The 19,013-nt window shown below is 62.4% G+C and carries 22 protein-coding genes, 1 tRNA gene and 1 pseudogene; 8 read left to right on the forward strand and 16 right to left on the reverse strand.

What is annotated here, in order from left to right; translation table 11 throughout:
- Positions 1 to 46: 46 nt before the first annotated feature.
- The 9 genes from FJW08_RS25615 to moaA all read right to left on the reverse strand — a co-directional run bounded on the left by FJW08_RS25615 (position 47) and on the right by moaA (position 6,910).
- Positions 47 to 871: an ABC transporter permease gene (locus tag FJW08_RS25615; protein ID WP_140758711.1), complete on the reverse strand. Its 825-nt coding sequence runs from the start codon at positions 869 to 871 to the stop codon at positions 47 to 49.
- Positions 868 to 1,584 (reverse strand): ABC transporter permease, encoded by a 717-nt coding sequence (locus tag FJW08_RS25620; RefSeq protein ID WP_127872456.1) that lies wholly within the window; start codon positions 1,582 to 1,584, stop codon positions 868 to 870. The genes FJW08_RS25615 and FJW08_RS25620 overlap by 4 nt, the downstream gene beginning before the upstream one ends.
- Before the next feature lie 78 nt (positions 1,585 to 1,662).
- The gene (locus tag FJW08_RS25625) at positions 1,663 to 2,448 is read right to left on the reverse strand and encodes an ABC transporter substrate-binding protein (RefSeq protein WP_140758710.1); all 786 of its coding nucleotides are present in this window, start codon (positions 2,446 to 2,448) and stop codon (positions 1,663 to 1,665) included.
- A 158-nt stretch (positions 2,449 to 2,606) separates the two neighbouring features.
- Positions 2,607 to 3,116 (reverse strand): molybdopterin-guanine dinucleotide biosynthesis protein B, encoded by a 510-nt coding sequence (gene mobB, locus FJW08_RS25630; RefSeq protein ID WP_140758709.1) that lies wholly within the window; start codon positions 3,114 to 3,116, stop codon positions 2,607 to 2,609.
- Positions 3,113 to 3,745, reverse strand: a complete 633-nt coding sequence (gene mobA, locus FJW08_RS25635) for a molybdenum cofactor guanylyltransferase MobA (protein WP_140812798.1) — start codon at positions 3,743 to 3,745, stop codon at positions 3,113 to 3,115. The genes mobB and mobA overlap by 4 nt, the downstream gene beginning before the upstream one ends.
- A 53-nt stretch (positions 3,746 to 3,798) precedes the next feature.
- On the reverse strand, positions 3,799 to 4,719 hold the full coding sequence (locus FJW08_RS25640) for a DMT family transporter (RefSeq protein ID WP_140812799.1): 921 nt from the start codon (positions 4,717 to 4,719) through the stop codon (positions 3,799 to 3,801).
- A gap of 179 nt (positions 4,720 to 4,898) precedes the next feature.
- Positions 4,899 to 5,258: a hypothetical protein gene (locus tag FJW08_RS25645; protein ID WP_140758706.1), complete on the reverse strand. Its 360-nt coding sequence runs from the start codon at positions 5,256 to 5,258 to the stop codon at positions 4,899 to 4,901.
- A gap of 127 nt (positions 5,259 to 5,385) precedes the next feature.
- Positions 5,386 to 5,838: a hypothetical protein gene (locus FJW08_RS25650; RefSeq protein ID WP_246682566.1), complete on the reverse strand. Its 453-nt coding sequence runs from the start codon at positions 5,836 to 5,838 to the stop codon at positions 5,386 to 5,388.
- Between the two features lie 76 nt (positions 5,839 to 5,914).
- Positions 5,915 to 6,910, reverse strand: coding sequence for a GTP 3',8-cyclase MoaA (gene moaA, locus FJW08_RS25655; RefSeq protein ID WP_140758704.1), 996 nt, complete (start codon positions 6,908 to 6,910; stop codon positions 5,915 to 5,917).
- A gap of 191 nt (positions 6,911 to 7,101) precedes the next feature.
- Here moaA and FJW08_RS25660 point away from each other — a divergent pair, with 191 nt between their 5' ends.
- Together FJW08_RS25660 and FJW08_RS25665 are read left to right on the forward strand one after the other, a co-directional pair.
- Positions 7,102 to 7,455, forward strand: a complete 354-nt coding sequence (locus FJW08_RS25660) for a DUF971 domain-containing protein (protein WP_140758703.1) — start codon at positions 7,102 to 7,104, stop codon at positions 7,453 to 7,455.
- A 63-nt stretch (positions 7,456 to 7,518) separates the two neighbouring features.
- Positions 7,519 to 8,130 (forward strand): pyridoxamine 5'-phosphate oxidase family protein, encoded by a 612-nt coding sequence (locus tag FJW08_RS25665; protein ID WP_140812801.1) that lies wholly within the window; start codon positions 7,519 to 7,521, stop codon positions 8,128 to 8,130.
- A gap of 15 nt (positions 8,131 to 8,145) precedes the next feature.
- Here the strand turns inward: FJW08_RS25665 and FJW08_RS25670 are convergent, their stop codons facing one another.
- Positions 8,146 to 8,598 carry a MarR family transcriptional regulator gene (locus FJW08_RS25670; RefSeq protein WP_140758701.1) on the reverse strand — a complete coding sequence of 151 codons (453 nt, stop codon included), beginning with the start codon at positions 8,596 to 8,598 and terminating at the stop codon, positions 8,146 to 8,148.
- 47 nt (positions 8,599 to 8,645) lie between these two features.
- Between FJW08_RS25670 and FJW08_RS25675 the strand changes: the two genes are divergently transcribed.
- A complete protein-coding gene (locus tag FJW08_RS25675) occupies positions 8,646 to 9,557 on the forward strand; it encodes an alpha/beta fold hydrolase (RefSeq protein WP_140812802.1) in 912 nt (303 codons plus the stop codon).
- A gap of 12 nt (positions 9,558 to 9,569) precedes the next feature.
- Here FJW08_RS25675 and FJW08_RS25680 read toward each other — a convergent pair whose 3' ends face one another.
- Positions 9,570 to 9,965, reverse strand: coding sequence for a rhodanese-like domain-containing protein (locus tag FJW08_RS25680; protein WP_140812838.1), 396 nt, complete (start codon positions 9,963 to 9,965; stop codon positions 9,570 to 9,572).
- A gap of 159 nt (positions 9,966 to 10,124) precedes the next feature.
- Here FJW08_RS25680 and FJW08_RS33395 point away from each other — a divergent pair.
- Together FJW08_RS33395 and FJW08_RS25690 are read left to right on the forward strand one after the other, a co-directional pair.
- Positions 10,125 to 10,205 (forward strand): annotated as a pseudogene (locus FJW08_RS33395) (oxidoreductase); the annotation flags it as partial.
- Between the two features lie 210 nt (positions 10,206 to 10,415).
- On the forward strand, positions 10,416 to 12,293 hold the full coding sequence (locus FJW08_RS25690) for a murein L,D-transpeptidase (protein ID WP_140812803.1): 1,878 nt from the start codon (positions 10,416 to 10,418) through the stop codon (positions 12,291 to 12,293).
- Here the strand turns inward: FJW08_RS25690 and FJW08_RS25695 are convergent.
- From FJW08_RS25695 to FJW08_RS25710, 4 genes are all read right to left on the reverse strand, one after another.
- Entirely contained in the window at positions 12,290 to 12,772 is a 483-nt protein-coding gene (locus tag FJW08_RS25695; RefSeq protein WP_140812804.1) for a hypothetical protein, read from the reverse strand. The two genes, FJW08_RS25690 and FJW08_RS25695, sit on opposite strands and share 4 nt — an antisense overlap.
- Before the next feature lie 238 nt (positions 12,773 to 13,010).
- A complete protein-coding gene (locus tag FJW08_RS25700) occupies positions 13,011 to 13,268 on the reverse strand; it encodes a PepSY domain-containing protein (protein WP_140812805.1) in 258 nt (85 codons plus the stop codon).
- A 184-nt stretch (positions 13,269 to 13,452) separates the two neighbouring features.
- Positions 13,453 to 13,527, reverse strand: a tRNA-Val gene (locus tag FJW08_RS25705).
- Positions 13,528 to 13,666: 139 nt separating this feature from the next.
- The gene (locus FJW08_RS25710) at positions 13,667 to 14,350 is read right to left on the reverse strand and encodes a phosphoglycolate phosphatase (protein WP_140812806.1); all 684 of its coding nucleotides are present in this window, start codon (positions 14,348 to 14,350) and stop codon (positions 13,667 to 13,669) included.
- A 253-nt stretch (positions 14,351 to 14,603) separates the two neighbouring features.
- Between FJW08_RS25710 and rpiA the strand changes: the two genes are divergently transcribed.
- The 3 genes from rpiA to gor all read left to right on the forward strand — a co-directional run bounded on the left by rpiA (position 14,604) and on the right by gor (position 17,456).
- Positions 14,604 to 15,335 carry a ribose-5-phosphate isomerase RpiA gene (rpiA, locus tag FJW08_RS25715; protein WP_140812807.1) on the forward strand — a complete coding sequence of 244 codons (732 nt, stop codon included), beginning with the start codon at positions 14,604 to 14,606 and terminating at the stop codon, positions 15,333 to 15,335.
- Complete coding sequence (locus tag FJW08_RS25720; RefSeq protein ID WP_140812808.1) at positions 15,322 to 15,945, forward strand: DUF2059 domain-containing protein; 624 nt, start codon at positions 15,322 to 15,324, stop codon at positions 15,943 to 15,945. The genes rpiA and FJW08_RS25720 overlap by 14 nt, the downstream gene beginning before the upstream one ends.
- A gap of 119 nt (positions 15,946 to 16,064) precedes the next feature.
- Positions 16,065 to 17,456, forward strand: a complete 1,392-nt coding sequence (gene gor, locus FJW08_RS25725; protein WP_140812809.1) for a glutathione-disulfide reductase — start codon at positions 16,065 to 16,067, stop codon at positions 17,454 to 17,456.
- Between the two features lie 56 nt (positions 17,457 to 17,512).
- On the opposite strand, the gene mgtE is transcribed toward gor, so the two are convergent.
- Positions 17,513 to 18,877, reverse strand: coding sequence for a magnesium transporter (gene mgtE, locus FJW08_RS25730; protein ID WP_140812810.1), 1,365 nt, complete (start codon positions 18,875 to 18,877; stop codon positions 17,513 to 17,515).
- Positions 18,878 to 19,013: the final 136 nt, after the last annotated feature.

Raw genomic sequence — 19,013 nt, forward strand, 5'->3', positions numbered from 1 at the left:
GCCGCATCGACTGGCACAGGCCGATCAGGAACGGTTCGGCGATGCCTCAGCGATGCAGATGGATGGTGATCCGGCGTTCGATCCATTCGACGCCGTGGCGCAGGATCTCGACCATCACCAGATAGACGATGGCGACCCAGACATAGGCCTGGAAATCGAAGGATTTGGCGTAGGCGAGCTTCGCGTTGCCCATGAGGTCGTAGACGGTAATGATGGCGACGATGGCCGAAGCCTTGATCATCAGAACCAGTTCGTTGCCGTAGGGGCGCAAAGCCACGATGAACGCCTGCGGCAGGACAACCTTGCGCAGCGTCTGCAGCTTGTGCAGGCCGAGCGAGGCGGCTCCTTCCCATTGGCCCCTGGGCACGCTTTCGATGGCGCCGCGCAGGATCTCGGCCTGATAGGCGGCGGTGTTGAGCGCAAAGGCGAAGACGCCGCAGTTGAAGGCCTCGCGGAAGAACCACCACAGCCCGACGGATTCAAGCTGCAGCCGGAAAGAGCCCAGGCCATAGTAGACGAGGTAGACTTGGACCAGCAGTGGCGTGCCGCGGAAGAAATAGACGTAGCAGTAGGCAAGGCCGGACAGGAACCGGTTCTTCGACATGCGGCCATAGGTGACGGGCAGCGAAAAGATCGCACCGGCAACCATCGAAATCGCGACGAGAGACAGCGTGGTCCAGAGTCCCTGCAGATAGGCAGGCGCATATCTGGCAAAGAACTCGCCGTTCCAGGCATAGACGAGATAGGCGAGGATACCGAGGCCGAAGAGAATCCAGAGGCCGACGAGCGCGTAACCGACGATACGGGTGCGCGGCCAGCCGCGAGCCTGCGGTGGCGGTCGGTCAACTGAAATAGCTTGGCTGACGCTCATCGTGCCTCTCTCCGCCCCAGCGAGCGCAAGATGAACCCGGTCGCGATCGATGACAGGATCGCCAGAGCGAGGAAAACCAGCGCGGCCACGCTGTAGAACAGGAAGGCGTGTTTCGTGACACGCGCGGCCACGCCGGCGTTGCGCAAGGTTTCGGCGAGGTTGACGACCGAGACCAAGGCGGTGTCCTTGAGCAGGCTGAGCCAGCAATTCTCGAGGCCGGGAAAGGCGATGCGCAGCAGCTGAGGCAGGATTACCTTGCGCATGGTCAGCCACGTCGACAGGCCGATCGCGTAGCCGCCTTCATACTGGCCCTTCGGAATGGCGCGAAAGGCGGAAAGAAACACCTCGCTGGCATAGGAAGAAAAGATCAGCGACAGCACGATCATGCCGGCGATGAAGCTGTCGACGTCGATCGTCGCCTCGGGCTTGAAGAGGCGGATGACGTATTGCAGCAGGATGGGCATGCCGAAGAAGAACAGGAACAGCGTCACCAGTTCCGGCAGGCCGCGAAACACGGTGGTGTAGATGTTGGCGGCCACCCGCAGCGACGGTTCTTCGGACTGCTTGGCCCAGGCGACGAAAAAGCCGATCGTCAAGCCGATCGGCAGCGTTGCAAGCGCAAGCGCGATGGTGACCAACGCGCCATATGCAATATCGTCACTCCAGCCCTCCGGTCCCCAACTGAGCAGTGTCCATATGCTTTGGGCTGGCATTGACTGGTCTTATCCCCACGGCTCTCCCGAGATGAATAAGGCGACAGGGGATCCCCCTGCCGCCTTGGCAATAGACTATCAGGACTCGGCGCCGTAGACGTCGAACTTGAAGTACTTGTCGTTGATTTCCTTGTATTTTCCGTTGGCGCGGATCGCGTCGATGGCGGAATTCAGCTTGTTGACCAGGTCGGTCTCGCCCTTTCGAACGGCGATGCCGGCCCCAGGCCCAAAAATTTCGACCGGTTGCGGCGAGGGCTGACCGAGGATCTTGCAGCAGGCGCCGTCAGGCGAATCGAGCCACTGCTGCAGCACGACGATATCGTCCTCGATGGCATCGAGGCGGCCGTTGGCGAGATCAGCCTGTTCCTCGGGGCTGCTCGGATAGCCCTTGACGGTGCTGTCGGTATAGGTCTTCGAGGCATAGTTGAAATGGGTGGTCGTGGTGGCGACACCGATACTCTTGCCGGCAAGGTCTTCCTTGGTCACGCCCTTGAGCGGCGAATCCTTCGGCACGGCGATTGCAGACGGCGTGTTGTAGTATTTGTGCGAGAAGTCGACCTTCTCCTTCCTCTCCGGCGTGATCGACATCGAGGCGACGATCGCGTCGAACTTGCCGGCCTGAAGTGCGGGAATGATGCCGTCCCAGTCCTGGGCGACGAAGGTGCACTTGACCTTCATTTCATCGCAAAGCGCCTTGGCGATGTCGATGTCGAAGCCGACAAGCTGGCCATCGGCGGTGAGGTTGTTGAATGGGGGGTAGGCGCCTTCGGTACCGATCCTCAGGGTCTTTTCCTGGGCCTGGGCTACGCCGAGCGTCAGCAGCGCAGCCGATGCGGCGAGCGCGATACGCAGTGCAATACGCATGATAGTCCTCTCTTTATGGTCCCGGCCGTCGTTCCGAAACGGCTCTGTGGGGCGGTGCTTTTGACCGCCCGCTGGGCCGATACTCCCACTCTTTCCAAGAAAAAAGCAACTGCAAAACCGTCAAAATCGGCAATGGGATACTGCCGTTACGCTACAGCTCAAGCAACGAGTCCGGTCGTGCGCTCGATGAAGTCGGCTATGGATTCTGCGTCGTCGAGGTCGAACACCGGCAGGCTCTCGTCGGTGACGGCGAAATCCGCGGCGACAGCGACAATATTGGGATCAGCCGCTGAAAGCGGCGTCCGGTCCTTCGCTTCCAGCCGCCTCGTTTCGATCTTGCGGTGGGGTTCGCGCTTGTAGCCTTCGACCAGCACGATGTCGCACGGGGCGAGCCGCGAGAGGATGGCGTCCAGCGGCGGCTCTTGCTCGCCGCGCAACTCGTGCATCAGCGCCCAGCGATTGCCCGATACGATCGCAACCTCGGTTGCGCCGGCCTGCCGATGGCGGAAGCTGTCGGCGCCCGGCTTGTCGATGTCGAAATCATGATGGGCATGTTTGACCGTCGAGACCTTCCAGCCGCGCCGCACAAGCTCCGCGACCAGCTTTTCCGTCAGTGTGGTCTTGCCGGAGTTTTTCCAACCGGTGATGCCGAAGATGCGTCTGTTCATGGCGTCATGCTCTGCAACAGGTGTTCGGCATGGGCAAGATCGTCCGGCACATTCATGTTGAAGAAAGGATCGATTGGTTGTCCGGCGGACTGCAGGAGCTGGAATTCGACCTCGACGCAACCGTGCCGCTCGATGAAGGCCGAAACCCGCTTGTTGTCCTCATCGACGAGGAAATGCCGCAAGGCTTCGTGGCATCCGGTCGGCCATAGTGCGAAGGTCGGGTGCCGCCTGCCTGCCGAGAAAGCGACGGCGATCGAACCGGGGCGTTCGCCGGCTGCCGCCGCCAGACGATCGACGAGATCAAGCGGTAGGAAAGGCGTGTCGCCGGCAGCGGTGACGATCGCCTTGCAAGGGGTGGCGGCAGCGGCCCATTCCAGGCCGGTGAGGATTCCGGCAAGTGGTCCGGCAAAGCCTTCGACGGTATCGGCCAGCACCGGCAGCCCGAAACGGGCAAACCGTGCCGGGTCGCCGTTGGCGCTAAGCGCCAGGGTCTCGAACTGGCGGCCAAACCGCGACAGGACCTGGTCGAGCACGCAGCCGCTGCCGAGCGGCAACAGGCTTTTGTCGCCACCGCCCATCCGTCTCGACTGGCCACCGGCCAGAATGATCCCCGCGATATCCCGCTTCATGCCATCCAGCCTGTACGCCAGCCGCGGGAAATCGCAAGCAACTTCAAGGGCGGCTAGAGTCCGTCCGGTGCCATGGACGGCCCGGTGCTTTCGGCGACGATCCTTCGTCGGCCGACCACCCGCTCGCGATAGAGCGCATAAAGGCCCGAGCCGACGACGATAGTCGCGCCGGCGATCATCGGCATGTCCGGGATGTCGCCGAAGACGATCAAGCCAAGCAGAATCGACCAGAGGAGCGCCGTGTAGCGGAACGGCGCGATGAAAGAGATCTCGCCCGAACGCATCGCCATGATGATGAATTGGTAGCCGATCAGCACCAGCACCGCAGCCAGCGCCAGCAGCGCCGTGCTTTTGCCGGTCATCGGCGTCCAGCCACCCATCGGCGTCAACAGAATGGCGCCGACGACGGTCATGGCAAGCGCGGTGGCGGTCGAGACCAGCATCGTCGGGATGGTCTTGGGAATGCACTTGGTGGCGAGGTCCCGCACCGTGCAGCACGCGACGGATGCCAGCGCCACCAGCGAATAGACGCTGAAGCCCTCGAAACCCGGCCGCACGATGATCATAACCCCGACAAAGCCGATAGCGATCGCCAACCAGCGCCGCCAGCCGACCGCTTCGCCGAAAAACAGCGCCGCGCCCATCGTCACCGCCAGCGGCAGCGCTTGCAAGACAGCCGAAACGCTGCCGATCGGCAAATGCGCGAGCGCGACCAAGAAGGACACCGTAGCGCCCGCTTCACCCAGCACACGGATCGCCACCAGCGGCTGCAGCATCAGGCGAGGCTGGACAAGCGCGCCGCGTTGCCAGGCCAGCAGCCCGACAAAAAGCGAAGCGAACGCCCCCCTGATCAGCATGACCTGCGCCATGTTCATCGACTGGGAAGAGTATTTGGTAATGGCGTCGTTGAGCGTGAAGCCAACCATGGCTACCACCATGAACAACGCACCGCGAAGATTTGGGGAAAGGGGCAAGACACCTACCGGTTGCTTTGGCAGGCAAGCCTGTAACAGCCCGCCATGAAACAGCAACGGCAAAGGGCTGGGCCAGGACCGGATATCCATCTTCGCCGACGCGAAATCATCCCGGATCAGGCACGAATTCTGTCGGAAGGCGGCGTCGCCTCCCGACATTGGTGCAGACGAGGCGTCGTCTACTTCTTGGGGGTCAGCACCTCGGTGCCATTCCCTTCCTTGCCGGCGATGGTCCACAGACCATGCAACGACCCGTCATCCTCGACCTTGTAGACGACGAGGCCGATATCCTTGCCCATTGCGTAGCCGGCGGAGAATGCGTTGTCGTTACGCATGCAGATGCCATCCGACGATGAGCCGCCCGTCTCCCAGTGGATCGCGCAGGTGGTCCCGCTGGTCAGCGTGATGGTGGCTTCGCCGTCATAGGACGAACCGTCGAAATTGGTGCCGGCGACGGTGTAGGTGCCGCCGATCGACTGGGCAGCCGCGGGCAGGGCAGCCAGGCCGAGCAAAGCGAAGGAAAGAAGAAGGTTGCGCATGATGTAATCCCCCGAGAAAGCGATGAACCGCTACGCAAGGGAGGCTAGGCGGGAAACCGCTACCAGTAAATCTGACGGACATTCGCGGACAAAGATTTGTTTGCGGTGTGGCTAAAATGCTCGCGGCTCATGGCCCCTTGAGGCTGCCGGCGATGGCGCCGACAAGCGGGTCATATTTCGATTTCAGCGCCTGCGGATAATCGACCCAGACCGTGCGGATGACGCCATCCCTGCCAAACAGGCGCCGCTCATAAAAGATCTTTCCATCCTTCACACCCGACAACACCGCCCAGTCCTTGCCGGCCTTGCTGTAGGTGATTTCGTAGCCCGGCTCATTGCTCGCCTTTTGGCCGGCAATGAATCCCTTCGGCGTGTCGTCATCGACATTGAACATGCCGGAGCATGTCAGGCTGGCGCCGTCCGCGCTCAGCCACACCTGGCCGTCGCCATTTTCAGGTTCAGGCTGGCGATCGGTGAAAATATCGTCGGGAAAGGTGCAGACGGTGCCGAAGCGATCGTTCACGTAGGTGGACTGCGCCGCAAACGCGGCGCTCGCCGAGACCACGGCGAGAAATGTCACGATTGAAAAAAGCCACCGCATGTCAGCCCCGAAGCCGATGATTGCGGGACAATTCTCGCACAGACAGACGAGAAGGTCAGCCGCCCGTGACACTCATATGCCGTGACACCGACGGACGACTGGTGCGGCGGTCGATGATGAAGTCATGGCCTTTCGGCTTGCGGCCGATGGCTTCGTCTATTGCGTCGGCGACAAGTTCGTTGCCTTCGGACGCGCGCAGCGGCGCGCGCAGATCGGCCGCATCCTCCTGGCCAAGGCACATATAGAGCGTGCCCGTGCAGGTCAGCCTGACCCGGTTGCAGCTTTCGCAGAAATTATGCGTCATCGGCGTGATGAAGCCGAGTTTTCCATCGGTCTCGGCGACATGGACATAGCGGGCCGGGCCGCCGGTCTTGAACGGGATGTCGGTCAGCGTGAACTGGCGCTCGAGCGAAGCGCGCAGCAACGACAGCGGCAGATACTGGTCGGTGCGGTCGGCGTCGATCTCGCCCATCGGCATGGTCTCGATGACGGTCAGGTCCATGCCCCGGCCGTGCGCCCAACGCATCATCTCGGGCAGTTCGGCGTCGTTGAAATCCTTCAACGCCACCGCATTGAGCTTGACTTTCAGTCCCGCCGCCTGCGCCGCGTCGATGCCGGCCATGACCTTGTCGAGATGACCCCACCGGGTGACGGCGTGGAACTTGTCGGCATCGAGCGTATCAAGCGAAACATTGATGCGTTTGACGCCGCAATCGGCGAGCTCGGCGGCGAAGCGCGAAAGCTGCGAGCCGTTGGTGGTCAGCGTCAGTTCTTCCAGCGCGCCGCTTTCGAGGTGACGCGAAAGCTGGCGCACCAAGTGCATGATGTTCTTGCGCACCAGCGGCTCACCGCCAGTGAGGCGCAACCGTTTCACACCCTTTTCGATGAAGACGGTGCAGAGCCGGTCAAGTTCTTCCAGCGAAAGCAGGTCCTTCTTGGGCAGGAAGGCCATATCCTCGGCCATGCAATAGGTGCAGCGGAAATCGCAGCGGTCGGTAACCGACACTCTGAGATAGCTGATCGTGCGACCGAAGGGGTCGATCATGTTCATGTTCGAGCGTTTCCGTGGCCATTAGCTGCGTCGTTATATACGGCTATGTGATACGATCCAGCCCGCCATTCAAGATAGCTTGCCTCGATCTTTGGTAACATTCCCCGACCGACATTGCGCGTCGGACACCGTCGACGCCTTTGCGTACGGGGCGAAGCAGCGTAGGGAAGGGCATTCAGACAGGATCGACCATGACAGCGCCAAAAGAACTGAGGGTCTCCAGGGACCGCAAGCTGCTCACCGTGACGTTTCCGGGCCATCAGCCGTTCGAGCTGCCGGCGGAATTGCTGCGCGTGGCGTCGCCTTCCGCGGAAGTGCAGGGCCATTCGCCGGAACAGAGGGTGACGGTTCCCGGCAAACGCGATGTGGCCATCCTGAAGATCGAGCCGGTCGGCAATTACGCCGTGCGCATCACCTTCGACGATTTCCATGACACCGGCATCTTCACCTGGAATTACCTGCACACGCTTGGCCACGAGAAGGACGCACGCTGGAGCGTCTATCTCGCGGAACTCGCCGAGAAAGGCTTGAGCCGCGATCGTTAGCCGCCGTTGCGTCGTCAAAACGTCATCGACCGGGAGTAGGGGCGGCGGATCGGGAGACGGAAAATGTCGGTCATCACCACAGTCGAACAACTCGAAGCGCTCTACGGGTTGCCCGGCGAAGCCTCCGTGGTCAAGGAACTCGACCATGTCATCCCCGAATACGCCGCTTTTATCGAAGCCTCGCCCTTTGTCGCACTAGCGACCAGCGGTCCGGAGGGGCTGGACTGTTCGCCGCGCGGCGATCTCGCGGGCTTCGTGCGTATCGTCGATGCGAAAACGCTGATGATGCCGGACCGGCGCGGCAACAACCGTGCCGATTCGTTGAAGAACATCATCCGCGACCCGCGCATCGGCCTGCTGTTCCTGGTGCCAGGCTCCGGCACGACGCTGCGCATCAACGGCCGGGCGCATATCACCACGGAGGCGGCGCTGTGCGCGTCCTTCATGGTCGACGGCAAGCCGGCGCGTTCGGTCACGGTGATCGATGTCGATTCGATCTATTTCCAGTGCGCCCGGGCGATCGTGCGGTCGGAACTCTGGAATTCGGAGAGACATGTCGATCCGAAGTCGCTGCCGACACCGGGAAAGATCCTGGAAATCACCAGCCGCGAGAATATCGACGGCGAGACCTACGACAGGGAATGGCCGGAGCGGGCGAAGAAGTCGATGTGGTGATCGACTGAAAGGCGATCACGCCTCGTTCAGCACCTCATAGATCTTGCGCATCTGCTCGCCGATCATGTCGCATTGCTCCGGCGTCGACTGGCTCATCGCCTTCTCGATCAGCGCCATATGCACTTTCAGCGCCTGCATCAGCAGCGCCTCGCCGGCTTCGGTCAGCGTAAGCCGCAAGATGCGCTTGTCCTTTTCATCGCCTTCGCGCCGCAGCAGGCCACGCGTCTCGAGCTGCGGCAACAGCATGGTGATGTTGGAGCGGCCGACGAGCAGCTTGCGGGCAAGGTCGTGCTGCGACATGCCGGGATGGCGGTAGAGGTTCATCAGCACGTCGAGCTGCGCCGGCTTCAGGTCGAGCGGCGCGAGTTTCACCGCCAGCGTGCGCTCCAGCACATGGCAGGCGCGCGCCACCGCGACCCAGTTGCGAAAGCGCGGGTTGTCCCAGGGTAGCTCTTGTTTATTGTTCATCTTTGAACTATTATGTTCATGCTTGAACGTATGGATGGATTCTGACTATGGCATCATTCGGGCTGAAGGTCATCCGAGGTGTGTTCGGTGCGGCCGAACATGTCGCGCCGCGCATCACCGGGCGCGCGGCTTTCGAATTGTTCTGCCGTACGCCAAGCACCAGGACGCTGACCGACGGCGAGCGCCGCGCCATCGACCGCGCCGCGGAGTTCATGGCCGAGGCGCGGCATCACCGGCTGAAGACCGCGACCGGCTGCGTCATGGTGCATGAATTCCGCCCCGAACCGGGCCGCGAGCCGGCCGGCGCCGTTCTCGTCATTCATGGCTGGCGTTCACGTACCGAATATATGCGCGTGCTAATCGAAGGTTTTCGCGCTGCCGGCCATAGGGTCGTCTCGCTCGATCTTCCCGGTCATGGTCATTCGCAGGGCAGGCACCTGAACATGGTCAACGCTGTCGAAGCCGCAAGAGTGGCCGGCCAATGGTTCGGGCCGTTCGTGGCCGCCGTGGGCCATTCCTTCGGCGGCGCCGTTGCCGCCAATGCCATCGCCGGCTCCGTCAAGGGCATCCCGCCGCTGGCGGCCGCACGTCTTGTGCTGATCGCGGCGCCAAGCTCGCTGCCGGCAATCTTCGCCGACTTCAGCCGCATGCTCAATGTCGGCCCCCGCTCGCAGGTCGCCATGGCCGACCGTGTCGAATATCTCTCCGGCCGGCCGCTGCATGAATTCACCGGCGACCGCCAGCTCGCCCAGGCGCCCGTGCCAACGCTGGTCATCCACGCCCCTGACGACCGGGAAGTGCCGGCTGAACATGCAAGGCGCTATGCCGGCGCCGGCGACCATGTGCGGCTGCACTGGGCCGATGGGCTCGGCCATCGCCGCATTCTGGCCGACAAGGGCGTGGTTGAGCGCGCCGTCGGCTTCGTGACCACGCAGCGCGGGCCGTCGCTGCTCCACTGAGCGGCATTCAGGCTATTTCTTCTTTTCCCCGGGCTCTACGGGCAATCCCGCTGCCTTCCAGGCCGTGTAGCCGCCGAGAATGTGCTTGACCGGCGAAAGCCCCATGTCTTGCGCCGTCTTGGTGGCCAAGGCCGACCGCCAGCCGCCGGCACAGAAGAAGACGAAGCTTTTTCCGGAAGCGAAGAAGGACTTGTGGTAGGGGCTTTCGGGATCGATCCAGAACTCCAACATGCCACGAGTGAAATGCTTGGCGCCGGGAATTCTGCCATCGCGTTCGATCTCTCGAGGATCTCGCAGATCGACGAAAATGGTATCTTCATCTTCAAGCAGTCCTGCCGCTTCCTCGGGCGAAACCACTTCGATCTCGGCATTGGCCTCATCCAGCAGCTCGCGATATCCTTTTTTCACGTCGTCCCTCCCGGCCGCAGGTTTTTTGCTGGCAAGGCGGATTTCGAGCACAACGAACGGTGTTTGTCACGCCTCGACGCTGCCGGCCATGGTCTTCCAGGCGGTCATTGCCCCGGCCACCGTCGACCCGCGATTCGGCAATACGGAGGATATCGCCGCATGGTTGCCTGGCTCTCCGGACCGGAGGGCCGTTTCGTCACCGAAGCCGCGCTGACCATCGACGGCGGCGCAAACGCCTGATTTCCACGGGTCCTCCGGGCTGGAGCGGAAACGCCCCCGCTCCAGCCGTCACGATGTTGTGAAACCGTTCTGCAACAGGCCCGCCGAAATTTATGAAAGCTTAACGAAATCGGTATGAATCGGTATAGTCGCGCCTTACATCCGCCATGCGGTGAGCGGGACGGTTTAGCGTGCGGAACGGGAACCGGTTGCGACCGGAGCGGGTGATCCATGAAATTCCTCGGTAAAAAAGCAACCGTGATGCCGCTTGTGGCGATTACGGCGACGCTCGCTTTCGGCATGCCTCAGGCAGGGGCGCAAGGGCTTTTCGACATGCTGTTCGGCGGCGGCATCAGGCATGAGCCGAAGGGTGAGTTTCCACCTCCTCCGCCAAAGTACAAACCGAAGGCGCCGGCCGGCGGCGGCGTGAGGATCAGCGGTCCGTCCTACTATACCTACAAGGCCGACAAGCTCGTGCGCGTCGACTTCTCGACGCTGTCCGCAGCGCCCCAACCGGCGACGCCGCAGGACGCCGCGTTCGTTCCATCTGCCACGGGGGCTGCTTTCCACGATGCCATTGCCGGCCTCAGCGACTACGAACTCTATGCCGAGCCGGACATTGCCAAGGCGGTGATCGCCTATTACTCGGCCAACCCGGATTTCATCTGGGTAAGCGGAACCAGCCCCAACAACCGGGCGCAGGATGCCGTGCGGGTGCTTGGCGAGGCTGCCAGCTACGGCCTCACGCCTGCCGACTACACGGTCGACGTGCCAGCCGCCAGTTCGACACCGACAGACGACGCAGCCAAGTTGAAGGAACTCGTCCGTTTCGAGATGGCGCTGTCGGCGCGTGTCCTGCGTTACGCCCATGACGCCCAGAGCGGCCGTGTCGAGCCAAACCGCATGACCGGCTACTACGATTTCCCGGCCAAGCCGCTCGACATGGTGGGCGTGCTGAAGACACTTGCGCATACACAGGAAGTTCGCACCTATCTCGAATCGCGCCATCCGCAGAATGCGGAGTACCAGGCGCTGCGCGTCGAGCTGGAATCGCTGCAGGCGAGCGCCGAGAACGAGATCGTCGTCGATCCCAAGCTGCTGCTGAAGCCGGGCGAAACCAGCCCCGAACTGCCGAAGCTGCTGTCGCTGATAGCGCGCAATCTCGACGACGAGATGGGCGGCACCTATGGCGAGGTGCTGTCGCGGCTGGCAACCAGCGAAGTCTATGTTCCCGAACTGGTCCCGCTCATCAAGGCGGTGCAGCAGAAGGAAGGCATGAAGGGTGACGGCGTCATCGGACCGCGCACCGTCGCCTCACTGGCCGGGACGTCGAAGGCCGACAGGCTGCTCAAGGTTCAGGTGGCGCTGGAAGAGTTGCGCTGGCTGCCTTCCGACCTCGGCAGCCCGCGTGTTTTCATCAACCAGCCGGCCTTCACCGCAAGCTACATCGACGATGGCCAGGAAAAGCTGAAGACGCGCGCAGTGGTCGGCCGGGTCACCAACCAGACGGCCTTCTTCTACGACCAGATCAAGCAGGTCGATTTCCACCCCTATTGGGGCGTGCCGCAGTCGATCATCGTCAACGAAATGCTGCCGAGGTTGCGCAGCGATCCAGGCTATCTCGACCGGGCCGGCTACGAGGTGACGGATTCGCGCGGCAAGCACATCCCTTCGTCGGCGGTGAATTGGGGCGCGTATGGCGCCAACATTCCCTACAATGTGCGCCAGCAGCCGAGCGAGGCCAATGCGCTGGGAGAATTGAAGATCCTGTTCCCCAACAAGCATGCGATCTACATGCACGACACGCCGCAGAAATCGTTCTTCAAGCAGGACATGCGCGCGCTCAGCCATGGCTGCGTGCGCCTGCAGGATCCGCGTGGCATGGCGGCGGCGGTGCTCGGCACCTCCGTCGATTATATCGCGGAGAAGCTGAAGCACGGACACTCGACCGAGGATGTGACCCGCAAGATCCCGGTCTATGTCGCCTATTTCACCGCCTGGCCCGACATGTCCGGCAAGGTCGAGTATTTCAGCGACGTCTACGACCGCGACTCGCGGCTGAAGCAGGCCATGGACGCAACCGAGGCGGTTCGCTCACCCTCGAGCTAGTCGCCAACGCTCCGCAGCGGGCGTCGGAAACCGGCATCGCGGCCGGCGATCAGCCAGTAGACCAGCCCGGCCACCAGACCGGCGGCGGCGATGATGCCGATGTCGGCCCAGCGCTCCGGATCCATGTCCTCCGCCGCGCCCGGCCAGATCAGGAAGAAGCCGCCGGCCGCCGCGGCGGCGCCGAAGAGCATGTGCAGCAGGGCGCTGCGCAAGGAGAAGAACTCGGCGATCAACGCGAAGATCAGCGTCTGCGGCGCGGTCACCACAACCGTCAGGAAATAGATGAACATGCCGAGCGGCGGCACGACCAAGGCCGCGATCGGCGAGACGCCCATGAGGTCGAAATAGGCGGGCGCGCTGGGCAGGGAACTCAGTGCGGCATAGATCGCCACTACGGCGATCAGGCCAACCAATATGGCGACGAGATAGCCGGCGAGCATCATCAGGACGCGCTTCATCAAGTGCTTCGCAGTCGACATGCCCACCCCCGTGAAGCCCGTTCATTCTACAATCAGCCATCAATGGCGAATTGACGCAAGGGTAGACAAAGACTGCCAGGGTGATGGCCCGATGCTGACGGATGAAACCCGCTGCTCAGGCGCCGCCGCACATATGCTGCGAATCCGCCAGAGCCCAGGAACCTTTCGCGACGCCGCCGTTTCGTCGTTGAGAATGCGCAGAGGCAGCGCATTCGCGACGAGGATGTCCCTGCGAACCTTATTTTGGTTCGGCCGTCACAGGATCGAAGACGATTTCGACCTTTGCCTTGTCCGAGGTGTAGTAGGTGACGGTGTAGCCGTCCTTGTCCCAGTCGACCTCTTTCACGTAGCGAAATCCGTTACGCTGCTCGACCTTGGCGATGATCTCCGACAGCTTCTTGGCATTTGGTGGCGGCAGCGGATTTTCATCCGCGGCGAAAGCGGGCCCGGCGAAGAGAAGAACGGCGACGGAGGTCGCAAGCAGAAATCTGGACATGGTTTTCCCTCAAGTTTCGACGGAGGGAAACTCGCTGGTGTATCGGTTGGTTCCGGAGAGCAAGGAACCGTTCGACCCGGGCCGACATTTGTCTCTCGTCCCAGTAACCTTTTGTCTTGCGTGCCAGCAAGCTTTCAAGAGAATTTGGTCGCGACCGAACATCCAACGATTTCTTCAAGTTGGATGGTGGGCGATGCAGGGATTGAACCTGCGACCCCACCCGTGTGAAGGGTGTGCTCTCCCGCTGAGCTAATCGCCCGCTCGTTGCCCGAAGGCCAAGCGAGCCGCGATATAAGGGAGGCCGGCCCGTTAAGTCAAGGCGGTGTCTGGTGTTCCCGCACAGATCGGATTTGCGGTCCCGCCATGGCCCGTTCAGGAGAGATTTTCATCGCCGGCGCTCAGTGTGCGGCGGCGCCGATCAGCCCTTGCGCCAGATCGAGCGTCAAAGCATCAAAATGCGATATCACCGTCGAGGGCTCGAACTCGCGCACATGACGGTCGGTGTAGCCGAAGTCGACGGCGACGACAGGAATGCCGGCGGCCTTGGCGGTGTCGATATCGGTTTGCGAATCGCCGACCATCAAGGCGCGGTGCGGATCGCCGCCGGCCAGTTTGATGGTTTCGATCAGGTGGCGCGGATCGGGCTTGCGGAACGCGAACGTATCCTGTCCGGCAATTGCCGCGAAATGCCTGGTCAGGCCGAGCGCCTCGATCAGCGCCAGCGAGTTGGCTTCGTATTTGTTTGTGCAGATGGCCAGCAGATAGCCGGCCTTCTCAAAGCGGGCGATCGCCTCGATCACGCCGGGGTAGGGGCGGGATTTGCCCGGAATATTGTCGGTGTAGTGATCGAGGAACAGTTTCAGCAGCCGATCGTGCTCCTCGACCTTGAGGGATCGTTGCTGCGCGGCATGCGCCCGTTCGATCATCACCCGGCCGCCATGCCCGACGAAGCGTTTGAAGCCGGCCTCGTCGACGGCCGCCAGTTCGCTGGCCGCCAGGCTGTGGTTGAGGCTGTCGAGCAGGTCCGGCGCCGTGTCAATCAGCGTCCCATCGAGGTCGAACACGATGATCGGGCGACTCATGATCCATCCTGAGCGGGTTTGTGCATCGGCAGGCGATAGCGGCTGCGACGCGCTAAGGCAAGCAGACTCGTGGCGCCGTCGCCGAGGGCTTTGACCCGGCCTGCAAAAATGCTAGGAGCCCGAAACGCCAAAGCGCGTCGCGTCGAAACGGACCCATGCGACGCGCTTTTGGTCTTTGTTTCATGCATGTCGTTTTCCCAGAACCGAGGTCACTTTTGGGCGACATGCATCATGTTTCGGGGCAGCAAGCAGTATGGATGCCAGACAATTGAAGGTCGAGGCCGCGCGGGCCGCCCTTGCCCATGTCAGCGACGGCATGCGGCTTGGCATTGGCACCGGCACCACCGCCGAGGAGTTCGTGCGGCTGCTGGCCGACAAAGTTGCCTCCGGCATGACCGTAACAGGCGTGCCAACCTCGGAACGCACTGCTGCGCTGTGCCGCGAACTCGGCGTGCCGCTGTCGACGCTGGAGGAAACACCCGAGCTCGATCTCACCGTTGACGGCGCCGACGAGGTCGACCCGGAACTGACATTGATCAAGGGCGGCGGCGGCGCATTGCTGCGCGAGAAGATCGTGGCCGCGGCCTCACAGCGCATGATCGTCATCGCCGACCGTTCGAAGATGGTCGAGACGCTCGGCCGGTTTCCTCTTCCCATCGAAGTCAACCAGTTCGGACTGCGCGCGACCGAGATCGCCGTGGCCGTGGCGGCTGGAAATCTCGGCCTTTCCGGTCCGGTGACATTGAGGATGACGGGAGGCCAGCCTTTTGTTACAGACGGCGGCCATTTTATCCTCGATGCATCTTTTGGCCGCATTCCGGATACAAGAGCGCTTTCGAATGCTCTCCACGCCATTCCTGGCGTGGTCGAGCATGGTCTTTTCATCGGGCTGGCGTCAGCGGCCATTATCGCCGGCGGCGACGGCATCCAAACTGTCCATGCCGCCCGAAAACCAGGGAGTTCTATCGATCATGATGTTGCATAACCGGGTTCGCCGTCTTTCCGTCCTCGTGGCGGCTTCGGCCGTCTTCGCGTTCTCCTCGCCTGTCTTCGCGCAGGACGTCACGGAATCGCATCTGAAGGCCGCACGCGCGGCAGTCGCCGCGATCCACGCGACCGACCCGTTCGACAACATCCTGCCGCAGGCCGCCGCGGCGCTCGAATCGCAGCTCATCCAGAAGAACCCTGACATGCAGGAGCTGATCGGCAAGACGATCAACGAGAAGGCGCTGGCGATGGCCTCACGCCGCGCCGACCTCGAGAAGGAAGCGGCTCTTGCCTATGCGAAGGTGTTTTCCGAAAAGGAACTCACCGACATCGCGGCCTTCTACAGCTCCGAGTCCGGCAAGAAGCTGCTCGACAGCGGCCCGACCGTGACGCGCGACCTCGTCAAGGCCGCCGACATCTGGCAGAACGGCGTAGCTCGCGATCTTGCCCAGCAGGTCGGCGAAACGCTGGCGGCGGCAGCAAAAGCGAAGGCGCCGGCTGCGCCTGCGCCCGCCGCCGATGGCGCCGCTCCGGCCGACAATGCGGCCCCGGCGGATGGCGCCGCGCCCGCGGACGGGTCGGCTCCTGCCGACGACACGCAGAACTGATCCTGCATTTCAAACGCGGCCTTTTCGGCCATCTGTAAAGCCCGGCCTGTCCGGGCTTTTCTTTTGGTGGTTTGCGGCCTACCTGTCACTCACATTTTTGGCGTTCAAGGAGCCGCTTCATGGCCGGTTATGATTACGACCTCTTCGTCATCGGCGGCGGCTCCGGCGGCGTGAGGGCGGCGCGGGTCGCGGCAGCGCTCGGCAAGCGCGTCGGCATCGCCGAAGAGTACCGTTTCGGCGGCACATGCGTCATCAGGGGCTGCGTGCCCAAGAAACTCTATGTCTATGCCTCGCAATTTCCCGAGCATTTCGCGGACGCCGCCGGCTATGGCTGGACGGTGCCGGAAGCCAGTTTCGACTGGCGGACGCTGGTCGCCAACAAGGACCGCGAGATCAGCCGCCTGGAAGCGATCTACAAGAAGAACGTCGAGGGCTCGGGCGGCGAGACCTTTCATTCGCGGGCGATGATCGTCGAGCCGCACGTGATCCATCTCCTGAGCGAGGACCGCACCGTAACCGCCGATCAGATCCTGATCGCCAGCGGCGGCCGTCCGGCGGCGCATCCGGCACTGCCCGGCCACGAACACTGCATCTTCTCCAATGAGGCTTTCGACCTTAAGGAACTGCCGAAGGCGATCATGATCGAGGGCGGCGGCTATATCGCGGTCGAGTTCGCGAATATCTTCCACGGCCTCGGCGTAGACACCACGCTGGTCTATCGCGGCAAGGAAATTCTTGGCCGCTTCGACATGGACCTGCGGCGCACGCTGCATGAGACGATGGAAAAGAAGGGGATAAAAATCCTTTGCCATTCCGTCTCCGAATCGGTCAGCAAGCGACCGGACGGGCGGCTCGACGCGCAGCTCATCAGCGGGCAGGTGCTGACGGTCGACCAGGTGATGCTGGCCATCGGCCGTATCCCCAACACCGAGAATATGGGGCTGGAAGGCGTAGGCATCGAAATGACCGCCGCGACGGGTGCGATCAAGGTCGATGACTATTCCCGCACCAACATCGACAATATCTGGGCAATCGGGGATGTCACCAACCGCGTGCAGCTGACGCCGGTGGCGATTCACGAAGCGATGTGCTTCGTGAAGACGGCGTTCAAGGGCAATCCGACGGCGCCCGACCACGACACGATCGCGACCGCCGTCTTCTCGCAACCGGAAATCGGCACGGTCGGCTTGTCGGAGGACGAAGCCGTCAAGCGTTTCGCCGATATCGAAATCTATCGCGCCAGCTTCCGGCCGATGCGCCACACGCTGTCGGGCCGTGACGAAAAGATGCTGATAAAGCTGGTCGTCGACGGTGCTTCGCGCAAGGTTCTCGGCGCTCACATACTGGGGCCGGATGCCGGCGAAATGGCACAGCTGCTCGGCATTCCCCTGAAGGCGGGGCTGACCAAGGATGATTTCGACCGCACGATGGCCGTGCATCCGACCGCGGCAGAAGAGCTCGTCACCATGTACAAGCCGACCTATCGTGTGAAGGACGGCGAGCGCGTCTGACGCCTAGCCTGTCGACGCGCCGCCGCCAGCCTTGGCCGGCGGCTGCAGTCCAACCGCTACAGCAACGTGCCGCGCAGGATGACCAGCGCCACCGAGAAATAGATCACCAGTCCGGTGACATCGACCAGCGTGGCGACAAACGGCGCGGATGCGCTGGCCGGGTCGAAACCGATCCGTTTCAGGGCGAACGGCAGCATCGATCCCGACAGCGAGCCGAAGGTGACGATGCCGACCAGTGCAGCACCAACCGTCGCGGCAATCAGCGGCCAATGCGGGCCATAGTCGTAAAAGCCCATATATTGCCAGAGCGCGATGCGGCAGACGCCGACCACGCCGAGCATGGCGCCGAGCACGAGACCGGTAGGCAATTCGCGCAACGCCACCCGCCACCAGTCGCGAAGGCCGATCTCGCGCAGCGCCAGCGCGCGGATGACCAGCGAGGTCGCCTGCGAGCCGGAATTGCCGCCGGAGCTCATGATCAGCGGGATGAATAGCGTCAGCACGATCGCTTTCTCCAGCTCGCCCTCATAGCTTTGCATCGCATTGGCCGTCAGCATCTCGCTGACGAACAGCGCGCAGAGCCAGCCGCCACGCTTCTTGATCATGGCGAGGAAGCTCATCTTCATATACGGCTCGTCCAGAGCCTCCATGCCGCCGAAGCGATGCACGTCCTCCGTGGTCTCCTCGATCATCGTGTCGATGATGTCGTCGATGGTGACGATGCCGAGGATCTTGCCGTGGTCGACCACCGGAACGGCGAGCAAATCGTATTTGGAGATCGTCTGCGCCAGGTTTTCGCGGTCGGTCAGCGGGCTGACCGTCACCGGCATGCGGTCGGGCGCCACCGACAGGATCGAGTCATCAGGCTCACCGGTGATGAGCCGGCGTAAACCCGTCGACCGCACCAGGAGGTGTGTCTGCGGATCGACGATGTAGATTGCATAGATGGTCTCGCGCGTCCGCTCGACCTTGCGGATGTAGTCGAGCGTGCGCCCGACGGTCCAGTCGGAGGGAACGCTGACGAATTCCGTCGTCATGATCGAGGCGGCGCTGCCTTCGGGATAGCCCAGAATGGAAAGCAGGGTCGCGCGCAGTGGCGGGGCCAGTGCGCCGAGCAGCTCGGAGCGCGCCGGCTCGTCGAGCTCGCGCAGGATGTCGGCCGCACGGTCGACGGACATGGCGGTGAGCAGCCTACTTGCCTTGGGACGGGGCAGGGCCTCCGCCAGTTCGGGCGCGCTCTCGAGCTCAGGCTGATCGAAGATCTCGACCAGCCGTTCGAAGGGTACGGCGCAAAGCAACTCCGTCGCGGTTTCGCGCGATTCATGATTGAGCGCGTCGACAACGTCGGCGACGTGGTCATTGGCAAGGATGCGGGCGATGGCGACGGCCTCGTCGTCCGCTACCGGGAAAAAATCGTTCATGGTTCACTCCTTGCCGTCCGGCAGGACATGAACCATTCAGGTCACGTCTAGGCGGACGGCGGTTGCGTTCGACTGTGACTGTCGCCAGGCATGGCGCGGTGACCTTTCCGCTTGCGGGTTCGATTTTGACTGTCTG

The sequence above is a fragment of the Mesorhizobium sp. B3-2-1 genome, assembly GCF_006439515.1.
In the GTDB taxonomy this organism is placed as follows: domain Bacteria; phylum Pseudomonadota; class Alphaproteobacteria; order Rhizobiales; family Rhizobiaceae; genus Mesorhizobium.